The organism is Citrobacter sp. CFNIH10 (assembly GCF_002934585.1).
GTDB lineage: Bacteria > Pseudomonadota > Gammaproteobacteria > Enterobacterales > Enterobacteriaceae > Citrobacter_A > Citrobacter_A amalonaticus.
Genome location: NZ_CP026216.1, coordinates 2,322,293 through 2,337,347, shown reverse-complemented (window position 1 = coordinate 2,337,347; position 15,055 = coordinate 2,322,293). Strand labels below are relative to the sequence as shown.

General features: G+C 55.2%; 14 protein-coding genes and 3 tRNA genes. 10 read left to right on the top strand and 7 right to left on the bottom strand.

The annotated features are described in order from the left end of the window. Positions 1-153: 153 nt before the first annotated feature. The 4 genes from fucI (at position 154) to fucR (ending at position 4,619) form a co-directional block, all read left to right on the top strand. Positions 154-1,929 carry an L-fucose isomerase gene (gene fucI, locus C2U53_RS14765; RefSeq protein WP_054176850.1) on the top strand — a complete coding sequence of 592 codons (1,776 nt, stop codon included), beginning with the start codon at positions 154-156 and terminating at the stop codon, positions 1,927-1,929. Positions 1,930-2,034: 105 nt separating this feature from the next. Next, a complete protein-coding gene (gene fucK / locus C2U53_RS14760) occupies positions 2,035-3,432 on the top strand; it encodes an L-fuculokinase (protein ID WP_104446057.1) in 1,398 nt (465 codons plus the stop codon). An 11-nt stretch (positions 3,433-3,443) separates the two neighbouring features. Continuing rightward, positions 3,444-3,866, top strand: a complete 423-nt coding sequence (gene fucU / locus C2U53_RS14755) for an L-fucose mutarotase (protein WP_042999492.1) — start codon at positions 3,444-3,446, stop codon at positions 3,864-3,866. 42 nt (positions 3,867-3,908) lie between these two features. Beyond that, the gene (fucR, locus tag C2U53_RS14750; protein WP_042999491.1) at positions 3,909-4,619 is read left to right on the top strand and encodes an L-fucose operon activator; all 711 of its coding nucleotides are present in this window, start codon (positions 3,909-3,911) and stop codon (positions 4,617-4,619) included. A 64-nt stretch (positions 4,620-4,683) separates the two neighbouring features. Here fucR and rlmM read toward each other — a convergent pair whose 3' ends face one another. The 4 genes from rlmM to C2U53_RS14730 all read right to left on the bottom strand — a co-directional run bounded on the left by rlmM (position 4,684) and on the right by C2U53_RS14730 (position 7,686). After that, a complete protein-coding gene (gene rlmM, locus C2U53_RS14745; protein ID WP_042999490.1) occupies positions 4,684-5,784 on the bottom strand; it encodes a 23S rRNA (cytidine(2498)-2'-O)-methyltransferase RlmM in 1,101 nt (366 codons plus the stop codon). After that, positions 5,777-6,172 carry a DUF423 domain-containing protein gene (locus C2U53_RS14740; protein ID WP_042999489.1) on the bottom strand — a complete coding sequence of 132 codons (396 nt, stop codon included), beginning with the start codon at positions 6,170-6,172 and terminating at the stop codon, positions 5,777-5,779. The genes rlmM and C2U53_RS14740 overlap by 8 nt, the downstream gene beginning before the upstream one ends. Before the next feature lie 18 nt (positions 6,173-6,190). Continuing rightward, entirely contained in the window at positions 6,191-7,108 is a 918-nt protein-coding gene (gene gcvA, locus C2U53_RS14735) for a glycine cleavage system transcriptional regulator GcvA (RefSeq protein ID WP_042999488.1), read from the bottom strand. Positions 7,109-7,458: 350 nt separating this feature from the next. Further along, positions 7,459-7,686: a YgdI/YgdR family lipoprotein gene (locus tag C2U53_RS14730; RefSeq protein WP_042322452.1), complete on the bottom strand. Its 228-nt coding sequence runs from the start codon at positions 7,684-7,686 to the stop codon at positions 7,459-7,461. Positions 7,687-7,878: 192 nt separating this feature from the next. Between C2U53_RS14730 and csdA the strand changes: the two genes are divergently transcribed. Together csdA and csdE are read left to right on the top strand one after the other, a co-directional pair. Beyond that, positions 7,879-9,084: a cysteine desulfurase CsdA gene (gene csdA / locus C2U53_RS14725; RefSeq protein WP_104446056.1), complete on the top strand. Its 1,206-nt coding sequence runs from the start codon at positions 7,879-7,881 to the stop codon at positions 9,082-9,084. Continuing rightward, complete coding sequence (gene csdE / locus C2U53_RS14720) at positions 9,084-9,530, top strand: cysteine desulfurase sulfur acceptor subunit CsdE (RefSeq protein WP_042999486.1); 447 nt, start codon at positions 9,084-9,086, stop codon at positions 9,528-9,530. Before csdA ends, csdE begins: the two co-directional genes overlap by 1 nt. Positions 9,531-9,582: 52 nt before the next feature. Here the strand turns inward: csdE and tcdA are convergent, their stop codons facing one another. After that, positions 9,583-10,389 (bottom strand): tRNA cyclic N6-threonylcarbamoyladenosine(37) synthase TcdA, encoded by an 807-nt coding sequence (gene tcdA, locus C2U53_RS14715; protein WP_104446055.1) that lies wholly within the window; start codon positions 10,387-10,389, stop codon positions 9,583-9,585. Between the two features lie 107 nt (positions 10,390-10,496). Then, positions 10,497-11,594, bottom strand: a complete 1,098-nt coding sequence (mltA, locus tag C2U53_RS14710; RefSeq protein ID WP_042999484.1) for a murein transglycosylase A — start codon at positions 11,592-11,594, stop codon at positions 10,497-10,499. A gap of 207 nt (positions 11,595-11,801) precedes the next feature. Between mltA and C2U53_RS14705 the strand changes: the two genes are divergently transcribed. The 3 genes from C2U53_RS14705 to C2U53_RS14695 all read left to right on the top strand — a co-directional run bounded on the left by C2U53_RS14705 (position 11,802) and on the right by C2U53_RS14695 (position 12,159). After that, positions 11,802-11,878, top strand: a tRNA-Met gene (locus C2U53_RS14705). 63 nt (positions 11,879-11,941) lie between these two features. Then, a tRNA-Met gene (locus C2U53_RS14700) sits at positions 11,942-12,018 on the top strand. A 64-nt stretch (positions 12,019-12,082) separates the two neighbouring features. After that, a tRNA-Met gene (locus C2U53_RS14695) sits at positions 12,083-12,159 on the top strand. A 73-nt stretch (positions 12,160-12,232) separates the two neighbouring features. Here the strand turns inward: C2U53_RS14695 and amiC are convergent. Next, on the bottom strand, positions 12,233-13,486 hold the full coding sequence (gene amiC / locus C2U53_RS14690; RefSeq protein ID WP_042999483.1) for an N-acetylmuramoyl-L-alanine amidase AmiC: 1,254 nt from the start codon (positions 13,484-13,486) through the stop codon (positions 12,233-12,235). 234 nt (positions 13,487-13,720) lie between these two features. Between amiC and argA the strand changes: the two genes are divergently transcribed. Next, positions 13,721-15,052, top strand: coding sequence for an amino-acid N-acetyltransferase (argA, locus tag C2U53_RS14680; protein ID WP_042999482.1), 1,332 nt, complete (start codon positions 13,721-13,723; stop codon positions 15,050-15,052). The last annotated feature ends 3 nt before the right edge of the window (positions 15,053-15,055 follow it).

The following is a 15,055-nucleotide window of genomic DNA, read 5'->3' as shown; positions in this document are numbered from 1 at the left end:
CCTCACAATCCCATCAGAAAAAAGTTGTGTAAAAAACACGCCAATACCTAAGCTAACTCGAGTTAGCAAATTTACCTGTTTCAGCCGACTGCTGCGGTGGTGCCCTGTCATCCACCTGAGCAGCACGCCTATACGTGAAATGAGGAACCCCGAATGAAGAAGATCAGCCTGCCGAAAATTGGTATTCGTCCGGTTATTGATGGACGCCGAATGGGCGTTCGTGAATCTCTGGAAGCACAGACGATGAATATGGCAAAGGCCACTGCCGCCCTGCTGACAGAAAAACTGCGCTACGCCTGTGGCACCCCGGTTGACTGCGTTATTGCCGACACCTGTATTGCCGGAATGGCAGAATCCGCCGCCTGTGAGGAAAAGTTCAGCAGTCAAAACGTCGGCCTGACAATCACCGTAACACCGTGCTGGTGCTACGGTAGCGAAACCATCGATATGGATCCCCTGCGCCCGAAAGCCATCTGGGGCTTTAACGGTACCGAACGTCCGGGCGCGGTCTACCTGGCTGCCGCGCTGGCAGCGCATAGCCAAAAAGGGATCCCAGCGTTCTCCATCTACGGCCAGGATGTACAGGATGCCGGAGATACATCGATCCCAGCCGACGTTGAGGAAAAACTGCTGCGATTCGCCCGGGCAGGGCTCGCCGTCGCCAGCATGAAGGGAAAAAGCTACCTTTCGCTGGGCGGGGTGTCGATGGGGATCGCTGGTTCCATCGTCGATCATCATTTCTTTGAGTCCTGGCTGGGGATGAAGGTCCAGTCCGTCGATATGACCGAACTGCGCCGCCGCATCGATCAAAAAATCTATGACGAAGCCGAGCTGGAAATGGCGTTGGCGTGGGCGGATAAACACTTCCGCTACGGTGAAGATAAAAACGCGAAGCAATATCAACGCAACGCCGAACAGAGCCGGGCCATCCTGCGGGAAAGCCTGCTGATGGCAATGTGCATTCGCGACATGATGCAAGGAAATCCTAAGCTCGCGGAGATGGGACGCGTGGAGGAGTCACTCGGTTATAACGCGATTGCCGCAGGCTTCCAGGGACAGCGTCACTGGACCGATCAATATCCCAACGGTGATACCGCCGAAGCGCTACTGAACAGTTCTTTTGACTGGAACGGTGTACGCGAACCGTTTGTTGTCGCCACCGAAAACGACAGCCTGAACGGCGTAGCCATGCTGCTGGGACATCAGTTGACCGGCACCGCACAGGTCTTTGCCGATGTGCGTACCTACTGGTCACCAGAAGCGGTTGAACGCGTGACCGGTCAGCCGCTGACCGGACGGGCAGAACACGGCATTATCCATCTGATCAACTCCGGTTCCGCCGCGCTGGATGGCACCTGTAAACAGCGTGACAGCGAAGGAAAACCGACGATGAAACCACACTGGGAGATCACGCAGCAGGAGGCTGACGCCTGCCTCGCGGCAACCGAGTGGTGTCCGGCAATCCATGAATATTTTCGCGGCGGCGGTTATTCATCACGCTTCCTGACCGAAGGCGGCGTGCCGTTCACTATGACCCGCGTGAACATCATCAACGGCCTGGGACCAGTGCTGCAAATTGCGGAAGGCTGGAGCGTCGAGCTACCAAAAGAGGTCCATGACACCCTCGACAAACGCACCGACTCCAGTTGGCCTACCACCTGGTTTGCGCCACGTCTTACCGGCAAAGGACCGTTCTCCGACGTCTATTCCGTGATGGCGAACTGGGGGGCAAACCACGGCGTGCTGACCGTCGGCCACGTCGGCGCAGACTTCATCACCCTCGCCGCGATGCTGCGCATTCCAGTCTGCATGCACAATGTGGAAGAGGCGAAAATTTACCGCCCTTCCGCCTGGGCCGCACACGGGATGGATACAGAAGGCCAGGACTACCGCGCCTGTCAGAACTACGGGCCACTGTATAAACGTTAAGGATCGCGCAACTGCCTGATGGCGACGCTGGCACATCTTATCTGGTCTACGGGGAATGACTCGTGGGCCGGATAAGCACAGCGCCATCCGGCAACGGGAGTCATTATGAAAAATGAAATCATCCTGGTTCTCGACTGTGGCGCGACCAACGTGCGGGCCATTGCCGTAGATCGTCAGGGACACATCGTTGCTCGTGCGGCGGTTGCTAATGCCAGCGAGGTAGCCACGGAAAACACCGCCTGGCATCAGTGGTCGCTGGACGCCATCCTGCAACGTTTCGCACAGTGCTGCCGGACACTGTCGGCTGAACTTTCGGCCTTTCAGATCCGCGCTATCACCGTCACCACCTTTGGCGTTGACGGCGCGCTGGTCGATGAAAACGGCGAATTGCTCTACCCAATCATCAGTTGGAAATGCCCGCGCACTGCCGCGATAATGGAAAATATCAGCCGCTTTATGCCGCCGCGTCAGTTGCAGACGCTTTCCGGCGTCGGCGCATTCAGCTTCAACACCTTATATAAGCTGATTTGGCTTAAAGAAAATCACCCGCAACGGCTGGATCAAGCCCACGCCTGGCTGTTTATCTCCTCACTCATTACTCATCGCCTGACCGGCGAATTCACCACTGACATCACCATGGCGGGCACCAGCCAAATGCTGGATATTCAGCAGCGGGATTTCAGCGCTGATATCTTGCAGGCCGCAGGGTTGCCGAGACGGCTCTTCCCGCGACTCGTGGAAGCCGGTGAACTGGTAGGTTCGTTGCGGCCCGCAATGGCAACGATGCTCGGTCTCCCACCGGGAATTCCCGTGATCTCTGCCGGACACGATACCCAGTTCGCGCTGTTTGGCGCTGGTGCGGGGCAAGATGAGCCAGTTCTCTCTTCCGGCACGTGGGAAATCCTGATGGTGCGTAGCGCAAGAGTCAATACAGCGTTACTGAGCAGTCATGCCGGTTCAACCTGTGAACTGGACAGCCAGCCGGGGCTTTACAATCCGGGGATGCAATGGCTTGCCTCCGGCATCCTTGAATGGGTGCGCAAGCTGCTGTGGACACCCGAAACCCCGTGGCAAACCTTGATTGCGGAAGCGCAAGCGGTTCCCGCCGGGGCCGATGGCGTGCGGATGCAGTGCGAGCTGCTCTCCTCTGTGGATGCAGGCTGGCGTGGCGTCACCCTGAATACCACCCGCGGTCATTTCTATCGCGCGGCGCTGGAAGGATTAACGGACCAGTTGCGACATAACCTGCATACGCTGGAAAAAATTGGCCAGTTCAACGCCACAGAACTGCTGCTGGTCGGAGGTGGGAGTCGCAATACGTTATGGAATCAGATTAAGGCCAACACCCTAGAGATCCCCATCAAAGTGCTGGATGACGCAGAAACCACCGTTGCCGGCGCGGCGATGTACGGCTGGTACGGTATCGGTGCGTTTTCCAGCCCACAACAGGCCAGAGAACAAGTGCGCTACCAGTACCGTTATTTCTATCCCGAAACACTGTAAAGGAATCTCGCATGCTTAAAACGATTTCTCCCCTCATTTCGCCGGAGTTACTTAAAGTACTGGCGCAAATGGGACACGGCGATGAGATTATTTTCTCAGACGCGCACTTCCCGGCGCACAGCATGGGACCGCAGGTGATCCGTGCGGATGGTCTCAGCGTCAGCGACTTACTGCGAGCCGTGATCCCGCTGTTTGAACTCGACAGCTATGCACCACCGCTGGTGATGATGGCTGCCGTCGAGGGCGATACCCTCGACCCGCACGTTGAAACGCGCTATCGCGAAGCGCTTTCCCTACAGGCGCCATGCCCGGAGATCGCGCGAATCGATCGTTTCGCCTTCTACGCCCGTGCACAAAAGGCCTTTGCCATTGTTATCACCGGCGAGTGCGCAAAGTACGGGAATATTCTTTTAAAAAAAGGGGTAACCCCGTAATCTCAATCGCGGTCAGGGCATTTGATTGAGAGGTGAGAAGAGATGAAAGCGGCACGCCAGCAGACGATTGTGGATCTGCTCAGTCAGCATAAAAGCCTGACCACCGAAGCACTGGCCGTTCAGCTCAACGTCAGTAAAGAGACGATCCGCCGCGATCTCAGTGAACTACAGGAACAAGGGAAGGTTCTGCGCAATCACGGGCGCGTTAAAGGGATCGCGCGGGAAAACCCGGACAGTGGCGATCCCTTCCATATACGGCTGAAGAGCCATTACGCGCACAAAGCCGATATTGCCCGAAAGGCGTTGAGCTGGATTGAAGAAGGGATGGTGATTGCGCTGGATGCCAGCTCCACCTGCTGGTATCTGGCGCGGCAACTACCGGATATCAATATACAGGTTTTCACCAACAGCCAGCCGATTTGTCAGGAGCTCGGCAAACGCCAACAACTTCAGCTCATCAGTTCTGGTGGCCGGCTGGAGCGCAAACACGGCTGCTACGTCAACCCCGCACTCATTTCACAACTCAAATTTCTTGATATCGATCTGTTCATTTTTTCCTGCGAAGGGATCGACCGCCACGGCGCACTGTGGGATTCCAGCACCTTCAACGCGGATTTCAAATCAGTCCTGCTGAAACGCGCGTCACAGTCGTTATTGCTGATCGACAAAAGCAAATTCAATCGTTCCGGAGAAGCCCGACTCGGTCATCTGGACGACGTAACGCATATTGTGTCGGACACGCCGCAGTCATAACCACTAACGGGAATGGGTTGCAGACCTGATGAACAACAGTGCATCAGATCTGCAACGGCGCGAGCTAGCGCTCGTCGCGACGTCCGCCTACGGCGGCCCACAGGCGACGCACGTGCACCGTCACTTCTTCACGGTCGTGGTACAACTGCCGCGCCTGAATTTGCGCATTCACACCATGCTCATCAAGCTGCGCCTGGAGATAGGCCAGATTCTGCGAGACCTCTTCGTAGCGTTTTTTCATTGGCAACTTGAGGTTAAAGATAGTTTCCCGGCACCAGCCGTTGACCAACCACTGCGCCATCAACGCCGCCACTTTCGCCGGCTTCTCAACCATATCGCACACCATCCACGAGATGTTGTTGCGGTTGGGGCGATACTTAAAGCCGTCTTCGCGCAGCCAGGTAACCTGTCCGGTATCCATCAGACTTTGCGCCATCGGGCCGTTATCGACCGAATACACCCACATATTGCGTTTGACCAGTTGATAGGTCCAGCCGCCGGGGCAGGCACCTAAATCCACCGCGTACATCCCGTTTGCCAGACGCTCATCCCACTCATCTTGCGGAATAAACACGTGCAACGCTTCTTCCAGCTTCAGCGTCGAGCGGCTGGGCGCATCGGCCGGGAACTTCAGGCGCGGAATACCCATATAGTACGGCGAGTTATTACTGGCATACGAGTAACCGGTATAGCAGCAGCCTGGCGCGATAAAGAAGACGTGTACCACCGGGCGCTTCGGCGTCTCATAATTCGTCAGCACGCCAGCCTCGCGCAGGGCGGCTCGCAGCGGCACCGTGAATTTGCGACAGAACTTCATCAGCTCTTTACTTTCGTTCGTATCCGCCACTTCCACGCGCAGATCGCCACCCTTTTCCACCACGCCCTGCAACATGCCGACAATCGGCGTAATGCGATCTTCCGGCGGCAAGTGCTGGAGCAACTCGCCGACCACAAACCACTGGCGGGCAAAAATCAGCGAACTGAACGGCAGCTCGCTGATAATTTTTTCGGCGTCTTCGGCCTGATAGCATTCATAGATGACATAGCCTGCATTTTCTTTGACGCGGGCAAAACCGAAATACTCCCGACGCCCTGCTTTATCGGTGATTTCTGCGGCACACTCTTTTTCAAAGCCCGGGCGACACAACAACACAACCTTATTCATGAACTACGCCCTTACGCTTCAAACGGATAGCGCCGATTAACATCAGCACCCAACCTGCCAGGAAGCTGACGCCGCCGACAGGGGTAACAAACGCCCACAGGCGCAGATGAGACAGTGCCAGGCAATACAGGCTGCCGCTAAACAGCACCGTTCCTAGCGCGAGGAAAACGCTACTCCAGTAAAACCAGATGCTGATCCGGCGTTGCATCGCAACCGACAGCCCGAATATCGCCAGCGTATGAAACGCCTGATATTGCAGGCCGGTCTGGATCCAGCTCATTTCAACCACACCGAGGGTTTTGCTCAGGACATGCGCACCGAAAGCCCCCAGAGCGACATAAATAAAGCCGCTGATAGCGGCAAAAATCAGCATAAAACGGCTGGTCATGGTAATACCCTACGTAAGTTATTGTTCGTAACGAAAGCGGAATTTCTCTTGTTCCGTGGCCGCTTTCGCCAGTATCCACTGACGGAAGGCGGCTATTTTACCCAGTTCTGCCTGACTGTCATGACAAACCAGATAAAATGCGTTTTTACTGACCAGTACATCATTAAACGGGCAGACCAGTCGCCCCGCTTCAATTTCTGACTGCGCCATCACGTTATTCGCCAGCGCTACGCCCTGTCCGTGGATAGCGGCCTGCAGCACCATCGCGCTGTGGCTAAAGATAGGGCCCTGCTGAACGTTGATGTGATTTAACCCTAGCTGTCGCGTGTAAGTTTGCCAGTCACGACGTGAGGCATCATGTAGCAAAGTATGCGAAGCCAAATCCTCTGGCGATTTCAGGGGCTTATCGCCCGTCAACAGCAACGGCGAACACACCGGCAACAGATATTCGGCGTACAATTTCTCTACGCGCAGTCCAGGCCAGTTACCGCGACCATAAAAAATCGCCACGTCAACATCGTCCGCCAGTTTGTCTTCCTGACGGTCCACGGCCTGGATTCTGACGTCAATTCCCGGATAAGCTGAGTTAAAGCTAGAGAGTCGGGGCACCAGCCACTGAATCGCAAAACTGGGCAATAAACTGACCGTCAACGCCCCCTTTGCACTTCGCGCCTGAAGTTTACGCGTCGCTTCGGTTAATTGCGAAAAAATCTCTTTTATGTCGAGAAAGTAGCTCTGTCCTTCTTCAGTAAGAAGAAGAGAACGGTTGCGTCGGCGAAACAGCTTAAGCCCCAAAAAATCCTCAAGTGACTTGATTTGGTGGCTTACTGCGGCCTGCGTCACAAAAAGCTCTTCTGCTGCGCGGGTGAAGCTCAGATGCCGTGCGGCGGCATCAAAAACACGTAATGCGTTCAGAGGTGGAAGTCGTTTTGACATGGCTTTTAAACTTTGATGTTAAAAGAATTTAACAATTAAGCTACACTGTGTAACCTATTAGTTTTTTTAATCTGAGCCATTATAATTTGTCCGTTGAGGAACTACCAGCAAATACCTATAGTGGCGGCACTTCCTGAGCCGGAACGAAAAGTTTTATCGGAATGCGTGTTCTGGTGGGCTTTTGGCTTACGGTTGTGATGTTGTGTTGTTGTGTTTGCAATTGGTCTGCGATTCAGACCACGGTAGCAACGCTACCCTTTTTCACTTCCTGTACATTTACCCTGTCTGTCCATAGTGATTAATGTAGCACCGCCAATTTGCGGTGCTTTTTTTTACCTACTCTCTACCGACTACTGATCCAACTCGACCATCTCTTTCACATCGGTACGATTGATCTGCTGTTTGTTGCCATTAGCGTCCTTGTACGAAATCATCCCGGTTTCATCATCGGTTTTCGGCTTACCGTCCGCAACGATGCTACGCCCGTCATTGGTGTGCATCACGTAGTTCGGACCGGAACAGGCGCTCAGGGCAAAAGTCAGCATACATGCGGAAATAATTGCGGCAGTCTTTTTCATCTTCTTCTCCTTAAAGCTGTTTATGCTATTAAAAACGTACTCCGTAACAGGCAAAAAGATTTGCCTAACATAATTCAGCATAAGCTACTGGTCTGATTTCGCCACAACATCCAGAAGATTCCTGGTGACCGTACACTTCTTGAATCAACGACCAATTTGCGCCACGATCGGATTACTGAACCGAGGAATACCATGAACGCTTTCAATCCCGCGCAGTTTCGCGCGCAATTTCCGGCACTCGCAGACGCGGGCGTCTATCTGGATAGCGCCGCGACGGCCCTTAAACCGCAGGCCGTCATCGAGGCGACCCGGCAGTTCTATAGCCTGAGCGCTGGCAACGTCCATCGCAGCCAGTTCGCCGAAGCCCAGCGCCTGACCGCGCGCTATGAGGCCGCACGGGAAAAAGTGGCGCGTTTGCTGAATGCGCCAGATGACAAAACCATCGTCTGGACCCGGGGCACCACGGAGGCCATCAATATGGTGGCGCAGAGTTATGCCCGCCCTCGCCTGCAACCGGGCGATGAAATCATCGTCAGCGTCGCGGAGCATCACGCGAATCTCGTGCCGTGGCTGATGCTCGCAGAGCAAACTGGGGCGAAAGTGGTCAAGCTGCCGCTCAATGCCCAGCACCTGCCTGACGTTGAACGTCTGCAGACAACCATCACCCCGCGCAGCCGAATTCTCGCGCTGGGGCAGATGTCGAACGTGACCGGCGGCTGCCCGGACTTAGCCCGTGCCATTACCCTCGCCCATGCCGCGGGCATGGTAGTGATGGTGGATGGCGCGCAGGGAGCCGTCCATTTCCCGGTGGATGTCCAGGCGCTCGACATCGATTTCTACGCCTTCTCAGGCCATAAGCTGTACGGTCCAACCGGTATCGGCGTGCTTTACGGCAAACCGGCGCTGCTGGAGGCCATGTCGCCATGGCTCGGTGGCGGTAAGATGATCAACGACGTCAGTTTCGAGGGCTTCACTACCCAGGCCGCACCGTGGAAGCTTGAAGCAGGTACCCCTAACGTCGCTGGCGTGATTGGCATGAGCGCCGCGCTGGAATGGCTAGCCGATGTTGATATCGCCCAGGCGGAAAGCTGGAGTCGGGGGCTGGCTACACTGGCGGAAGAGGCGCTGGCCCAGCGTCCGGGATTTCGCTCATTTCGCTGTCAGGACTCCAGTCTGCTGGCCTTTGATTTTGCTGGTGTTCATCATAGCGATATGGTCACCCTGCTGGCGGAATATGGTATTGCGCTACGTGCCGGTCAGCACTGCGCGCAGCCGCTGCTGGCTGAACTTGGCGTCTCGGGTACGCTACGTGCCTCATTCGCACCGTATAATACCCAAAGTGATGTGGATGCGTTGATCAACGCCGTTGATCGCGCCCTGGAAATACTGGTGGATTAATGACTAGCCCAATGTTTGCCGGACACCCGTTTGGCACAACCGTAACCGAAGAGACGTTGCGTCATACCTTTATCCCGCTGACCCAGTGGGAAGACAAATATCGACAGCTGATTTTGCTCGGTAAACAGCTGCCGGCACTGCCCGACGATCTCAAAGCGCAGGCTAAAGAGATCGCGGGCTGCGAAAATCGCGTCTGGCTGGGATATACGCGCTCTGAAAAGGGCACTTTACACTTTTTCGGCGACAGTGAAGGTCGCATCGTGCGCGGACTGCTGGCGGTATTACTGACCGCCGCAGAAGGGAAAACCGCAGCGGAACTGCTGGCCCATTCGCCGCTGGCCTTGTTTGATGAACTGGGATTACGCACTCAGCTCAGCGCGTCGCGCAGTCAGGGGCTGGAGGCACTCAATGAAGCGATCGTCGAAGCGGCTCACGCTGCCGGATGACGACGCAGGCTCGTCTTCCGGCCTGCGACGCATTGTCCCGCGCAAGAGAATCTCAGCCCTGACGCGCCGCTTTTGCCATCATCTTTTTTAACGCATGGGATACTGCTACAAAACCGAACGTGGCGGTAACCATCGTTGCCGCACCGAACCCCGACGCACAGTCCATTCGTTTGGGTCCTTCCGCCGTCGCCTTCATGGCGCACACACTGCCATCAGACTGCGGATACACCAGCGCTTCCGTTGAAAACACGCAGTCGACGCCGAGTTTGCCTTTGCTGTTTTTCACGACGCCAAAATCGCTTTTCAGTCGTTCGCGCAGTTTCGCCGCCAGCGGATCCTGAATCGTTTTCGCCAGGTCAACAACCTGAATCTGCGTCGGATCGATCTGCCCACCCGCGCCGCCGGTGGTCACCAGCGGGATCTTATTGCGCCGACAGTACGCAATCAGCGCCGCTTTTGGCCGCACGCTGTCAATCGCGTCAATCACATAGCTAAAGCCTGCGCTCATGTATTCTGCGACGCTATCCGGCGTTACAAAATCATCGACTACCGTCACCCGGCACTCGGGGTTAATCTGGCGGATACGCTCAGCCATCACCTCGGCTTTCGCCAGCCCAACAGTGTCGCGCAGAGCATGGATCTGGCGGTTGGTGTTGGTCACGCACACGTCATCCATATCGATGAGCGTAATCGCGCCAATCCCGGTTCGCGCCAGAGCTTCTACCGCCCAGGAACCGACGCCGCCGATCCCAACCACGCAGATATGCGCGTCGGCAAACAATTGCAGGGCTTTTTCACCATACAGACGCGCGGTGCCGCTAAAACGCTGACGCCAGGCATCACTGATAACCACAGACATAACACCTCAAATTCATTAATATCGAACGGTATGACTGCCTGATGGCGGCTGCGCCTTATCAGGCCTACTCGATGATGTAGACGGATAAGCGAAGCGCCATCCGACAACTAGCCGCTGAACACGTTACCTGCGCCCGGTGCGCTCTTCAGCACCCACACGCGACCATAGTGATTGTACCAGCCTGCGCGGTGTCCGGCGTCTGGCCCGATGCCCTGGTAAATGTCAAAGTGCTGGCCTTTAATTGCCCCGCCGACATCCAGCGCAACCATCAGGCGCAGTTCATACTGCCCGTTAAATTTCCCGTTGTTGTCCAGCAGCGGGACTTCGGCGAGCAGCGTGGTGCCTGCCGGAATAATACTGCGGTCAGACGCCACCGACGCGCGACCAATCAGCGGTACAGCACTGGCACCTTTCACCGGGGCAAAAGATTGCGGTTTAAAGAAGACGAATGACGGATTCTGCTCCAGCAGCTCACGCACTTCTGCTTCGCTGTGGGTTTCGCCCCAGTGGCGAATCGCCTGCATCGACATATCTTCTTTCTTCACTTCACCGCGATCGATCAGTACTTTGCCGATGCTGCGATAGGCATGCCCGTTTTTCCCGGCATAGCTGAAGAAGTTCAACGGGGAGCCGTCGCCAAAATCGATATAGCCGCTACCCTGCACGTCCATGATGAAGTTATCCATCAGAGAGTTGCTGTACGCCAGAATGTAGTTCTCGCTCAGTGCGCCCGCGTAAATCTCCGCGCGAGACGGCAAGCGTCCCCGTTTCGGCGGCATGCGATAGATTGGGTACTGGAATTCGCCCTGACGCGTATGGCGCGCCTGAATCACCGGCGTGTAGTAACCGGTAAACTGCACGTTGCCGTAGTTATCGGCACCTTCCATCTGCCAGGCGTCGAGACCAAACTGGCGCATGGTGCGCGTATCGCCGCCAGAGCGCAGCCAGTCCTGCACCGCGTTATAAACGTTGCTTTGATTGCCGTACAGACGCGGAGAAGCACTGCGGATCTGATTGACCTGCTCGGCAAAATCGCCGGCGTTGATCGGTGCGCCGATGGCATCCGGCTGGTTCACCAGTGAGAAAGGCTGGGTAAACTTCCCGTCTTTATACTGCTGTCCGCGATCGGTTGGTTTAGAGGAACAGGCAGCCAGCATTGCAACCACCGCGCCCATGAGAAGGTAACTTACCCAACGTCCTTTCATTGTTCTCTTCTTTTAGCTGTAAATCATGCGTCATGAAGATAACAAACCCGGCCCGCTAATGAAACGAGCACCGCTGCCCAGACGCAAATTTTGCACATTATTTAAACTGAAATGCCTTGTTTTTGTTCATTTTCATCCCGAAACCGTGATCCAGGTGAAAAAAGGGTTGCATGAAAATGTTAGCAGAGTATAGTGCGCATCCACGGACGCGGGGTGGAGCAGCCTGGTAGCTCGTCGGGCTCATAACCCGAAGGTCGTCGGTTCAAATCCGGCCCCCGCAACCAATTAAAATTTGATGCAGTACATGCTTCTGCAAAGCAGCTTAAAATGCGCAGCAGAATGGCGGACGCGGGGTGGAGCAGCCTGGTAGCTCGTCGGGCTCATAACCCGAAGGTCGTCGGTTCAAATCCGGCCCCCGCAACCAATCAAATTTTGAGGCAGCATCTAATTCTGCAAAGCAGTTTAAAAATGCGAAGCAGGAAGACGGACGCGGGGTGGAGCAGCCTGGTAGCTCGTCGGGCTCATAACCCGAAGGTCGTCGGTTCAAATCCGGCCCCCGCAACCAATACTAAACACCTTAACGGGTGTTTTTTTGTATCTGCGGTTCGTAAAAAAAAGCGCTTTTCAGCGCTTTTTTATTATCCCCTTCTCGCCAGCGTCGCCCCATCGGCGAAGTACGCTTTGATCCCAGCCAGAATCGACTCTGCCACTTCCTGCTGGAAGGTGGCTGTTTTCAGCTTTCGCTCTTCTTCGATGTTACTGATAAACGCCGTTTCAACGAGAATCGACGGGATATCCGGCGCTTTCAGCACCGCAAACCCGGCCTGTTCCACCTGATTTTTATGCAGATTGTTAATCCTGCCGAGTTTGTTGAGCACCGCTTTACCAAACTTCAGGCTGTCGGCGATGGTCAGCGATTGCACCATATCGAACATGGTGTGGTCGACGTAGCGGTCGCCGCTTTTGCTCACGCCGCCGATCAAATCCGAGGCGTTCTGCGTTTGCGCCAGATATTTCGCCGCCGTACTGGTCGCCCCTTTGGTCGACAGCGCAAACACGGATGAACCGCTGGGTTGCCGACTGGTGAACGCGTCCGCATGAATCGAGACAAACAGGTCGGCCCGCTGCTTCTGGGCCTTCGCCACGCGCACCTTGAGCGGAATGAAAATATCTTCATTTCGCGTCATATAGACCTTCATATTGCCTTCTTTCTCGATTAACGCGCGCAGCCGACGGGCAATCTGCAACACGACATCTTTCTCACGCGTCTTGTATTTACCGACAGCACCAGAATCCTCACCGCCATGCCCCGGATCGAGCATGATCACGATCGGGCGATCGCGCCCCGCTTTGCCCGGCTGAGGCCCACTCTGCGCGGGCGGTACCTGCTTATCAAGATCGCCTTTGTTGTAATCTTCCAGCAGCGCCAGCAGCGGATCCTGCATATCCTGCGCATTGGCCGGATAGAGATCCATAACCAGACGCTCTTTAAAACCCGCCACCGGTGCCAGCGCGAACAGCTGTGGTTTCACGTTTTGCTTCAGTTCGAACACCATGCGCACGGTCTGCGGATCGAACTGTCCCACGCGCGCCGACTTAATGTAAGGATCGTCGGGGCGAATTTGCGCCGCCATGCCTTTCAGCACGGAATTCAGGTTCACACCTTCAATATCCACCACCACGCGTTCAGGATTGCTCAGCGCAAACTGCTTGTACTTCAGCTGTTGATTCGATTCCACCGTCACACGGGTGTAACTGGATGCTGGCCAAATACGAACCGCAATGACCTGACTGACCGCAGCCAGACCGACCTGACTGACGCTCAATAGCCACATGGCGCCCGCCCCTTGCAGTAAACGACGGCGGCTAATAGGTGGATTGGATCCTGACATGCTTCTCCCGAGCAAAATAAAACGTATTGGTGATGAGATAGTAAACGTCTAAATTGACCGGAAACTTTAACGAATGACGCATAATCTGTCATCTATAAAAGGGTAAACATTCTTATTGTATTCACGGTATTACTGAGAAAAAACTTTGTCAGGGTCAAAATTTGCACTTGCGCGCGGCGGAAAAACAGAATAAAAATACACTAATTACGAATAATCATGCAATGAGGATATGCCGTGGTGAAGGAGCGTAGAACCGAACTGGTACAGGGATTCCGCCATTCTGTTCCCTATATCAATACCCATCGGGGAAAAACGTTTGTCATTATGCTCGGCGGCGAAGCCATTGAGCATGAAAACTTTTCCAGCATCGTCAATGATATTGGGCTTCTTCACAGCCTCGGCATTCGCCTGGTCGTGGTTTATGGCGCGCGTCCGCAAATTGACGCCAACCTCGCCACTCATCACCATGAGCCGATGTATCACAAAAATACCCGCGTCACCGACGCCAAAACGCTGGAGCTGGTAAAGCAGGCGGCGGGAACGTTGCAACTGGATATCACCGCTCGCCTGTCGATGAGCCTGAACAATACGCCGCTACAGGGGGCGCATATCAACGTGGTCAGCGGCAACTTTATCATTGCGCAGCCGCTGGGCGTCGATGACGGCGTAGATTACTGCCACAGCGGACGTATCCGTCGCATCGATGAAGAGGCGATCCATCGTCAACTGGACAGCGGCGCCATTGTGCTGATGGGCCCCGTTGCGGTGTCTGTCACTGGCGAAAGCTTTAACCTGACTTCAGAAGAGATCGCCACACAACTGGCGATCAAACTGAAAGCCGAAAAGATGATCGGGTTCTGTTCTTCGCAAGGGGTGACCAACGACGACGGTGATATCGTCTCCGAACTGTTCCCGAACGAGGCCCAGGCGCGCGTAGAAGCACAGGAAGAAAAAGGCGATTACAACTCGGGTACCGTACGCTTTCTGCGTGGCGCGGTGAAAGCCTGTCGCAGCGGCGTCCGTCGTTGTCACCTGATCAGTTATCAGGAAGATGGCGCACTGTTGCAGGAGCTGTTTTCGCGCGACGGTATCGGGACACAAATTGTGATGGAAAGCGCCGAGCAGATCCGCCGCGCCACCATTAACGATATCGGCGGGATCCTGGAGCTGATCCGCCCGCTGGAACAGCAGGGCATTCTGGTGCGTCGTTCACGCGAACAACTGGAAATGGAGATCGACAAGTTCACCATTATCCAGCGCGATAATATGACCATCGCCTGTGCCGCACTGTACCCCTTCCCGGAAGAAAAAATCGGCGAAATGGCCTGCGTGGCTGTCCATCCGGACTACCGCAGTTCTTCAAGGGGAGAAGTGCTACTGGAGCGGATCGCCGCCCAGGCGAAGCAGATTGGCCTGAGCAAGCTGTTCGTCCTGACGACCCGCAGCATTCACTGGTTCCAGGAACGCGGCTTCACGCCGGTGGATATCGACCTGCTGCCGGAAAGTAAAAAAGAGATGTACAACTATCAGCGGAAATCCAAAGTCCTGATGGCGGATCTGGGGTAGCGG

Coding starts and splice junctions, on each gene's coding strand:
- fucI (WP_054176850.1), top strand. CDS start 154: ATGAAGAAGATCAGCCTGCCGAAAATTGGTATTCGTCCGGTTATTGAT.
- fucK (WP_104446057.1), top strand. CDS start 2,035: ATGAAAAATGAAATCATCCTGGTTCTCGACTGTGGCGCGACCAACGTG.
- fucU (WP_042999492.1), top strand. CDS start 3,444: ATGCTTAAAACGATTTCTCCCCTCATTTCGCCGGAGTTACTTAAAGTA.
- fucR (WP_042999491.1), top strand. CDS start 3,909: ATGAAAGCGGCACGCCAGCAGACGATTGTGGATCTGCTCAGTCAGCAT.
- rlmM (WP_042999490.1), bottom strand. CDS start 5,784: ATGAATAAGGTTGTGTTGTTGTGTCGCCCGGGCTTTGAAAAAGAGTGT.
- C2U53_RS14740 (WP_042999489.1), bottom strand. CDS start 6,172: ATGACCAGCCGTTTTATGCTGATTTTTGCCGCTATCAGCGGCTTTATT.
- gcvA (WP_042999488.1), bottom strand. CDS start 7,108: ATGTCAAAACGACTTCCACCTCTGAACGCATTACGTGTTTTTGATGCC.
- C2U53_RS14730 (WP_042322452.1), bottom strand. CDS start 7,686: ATGAAAAAGACTGCCGCAATTATTTCCGCATGTATGCTGACTTTTGCC.
- csdA (WP_104446056.1), top strand. CDS start 7,879: ATGAACGCTTTCAATCCCGCGCAGTTTCGCGCGCAATTTCCGGCACTC.
- csdE (WP_042999486.1), top strand. CDS start 9,084: ATGACTAGCCCAATGTTTGCCGGACACCCGTTTGGCACAACCGTAACC.
- tcdA (WP_104446055.1), bottom strand. CDS start 10,389: ATGTCTGTGGTTATCAGTGATGCCTGGCGTCAGCGTTTTAGCGGCACC.
- mltA (WP_042999484.1), bottom strand. CDS start 11,594: ATGAAAGGACGTTGGGTAAGTTACCTTCTCATGGGCGCGGTGGTTGCA.
- amiC (WP_042999483.1), bottom strand. CDS start 13,486: ATGTCAGGATCCAATCCACCTATTAGCCGCCGTCGTTTACTGCAAGGG.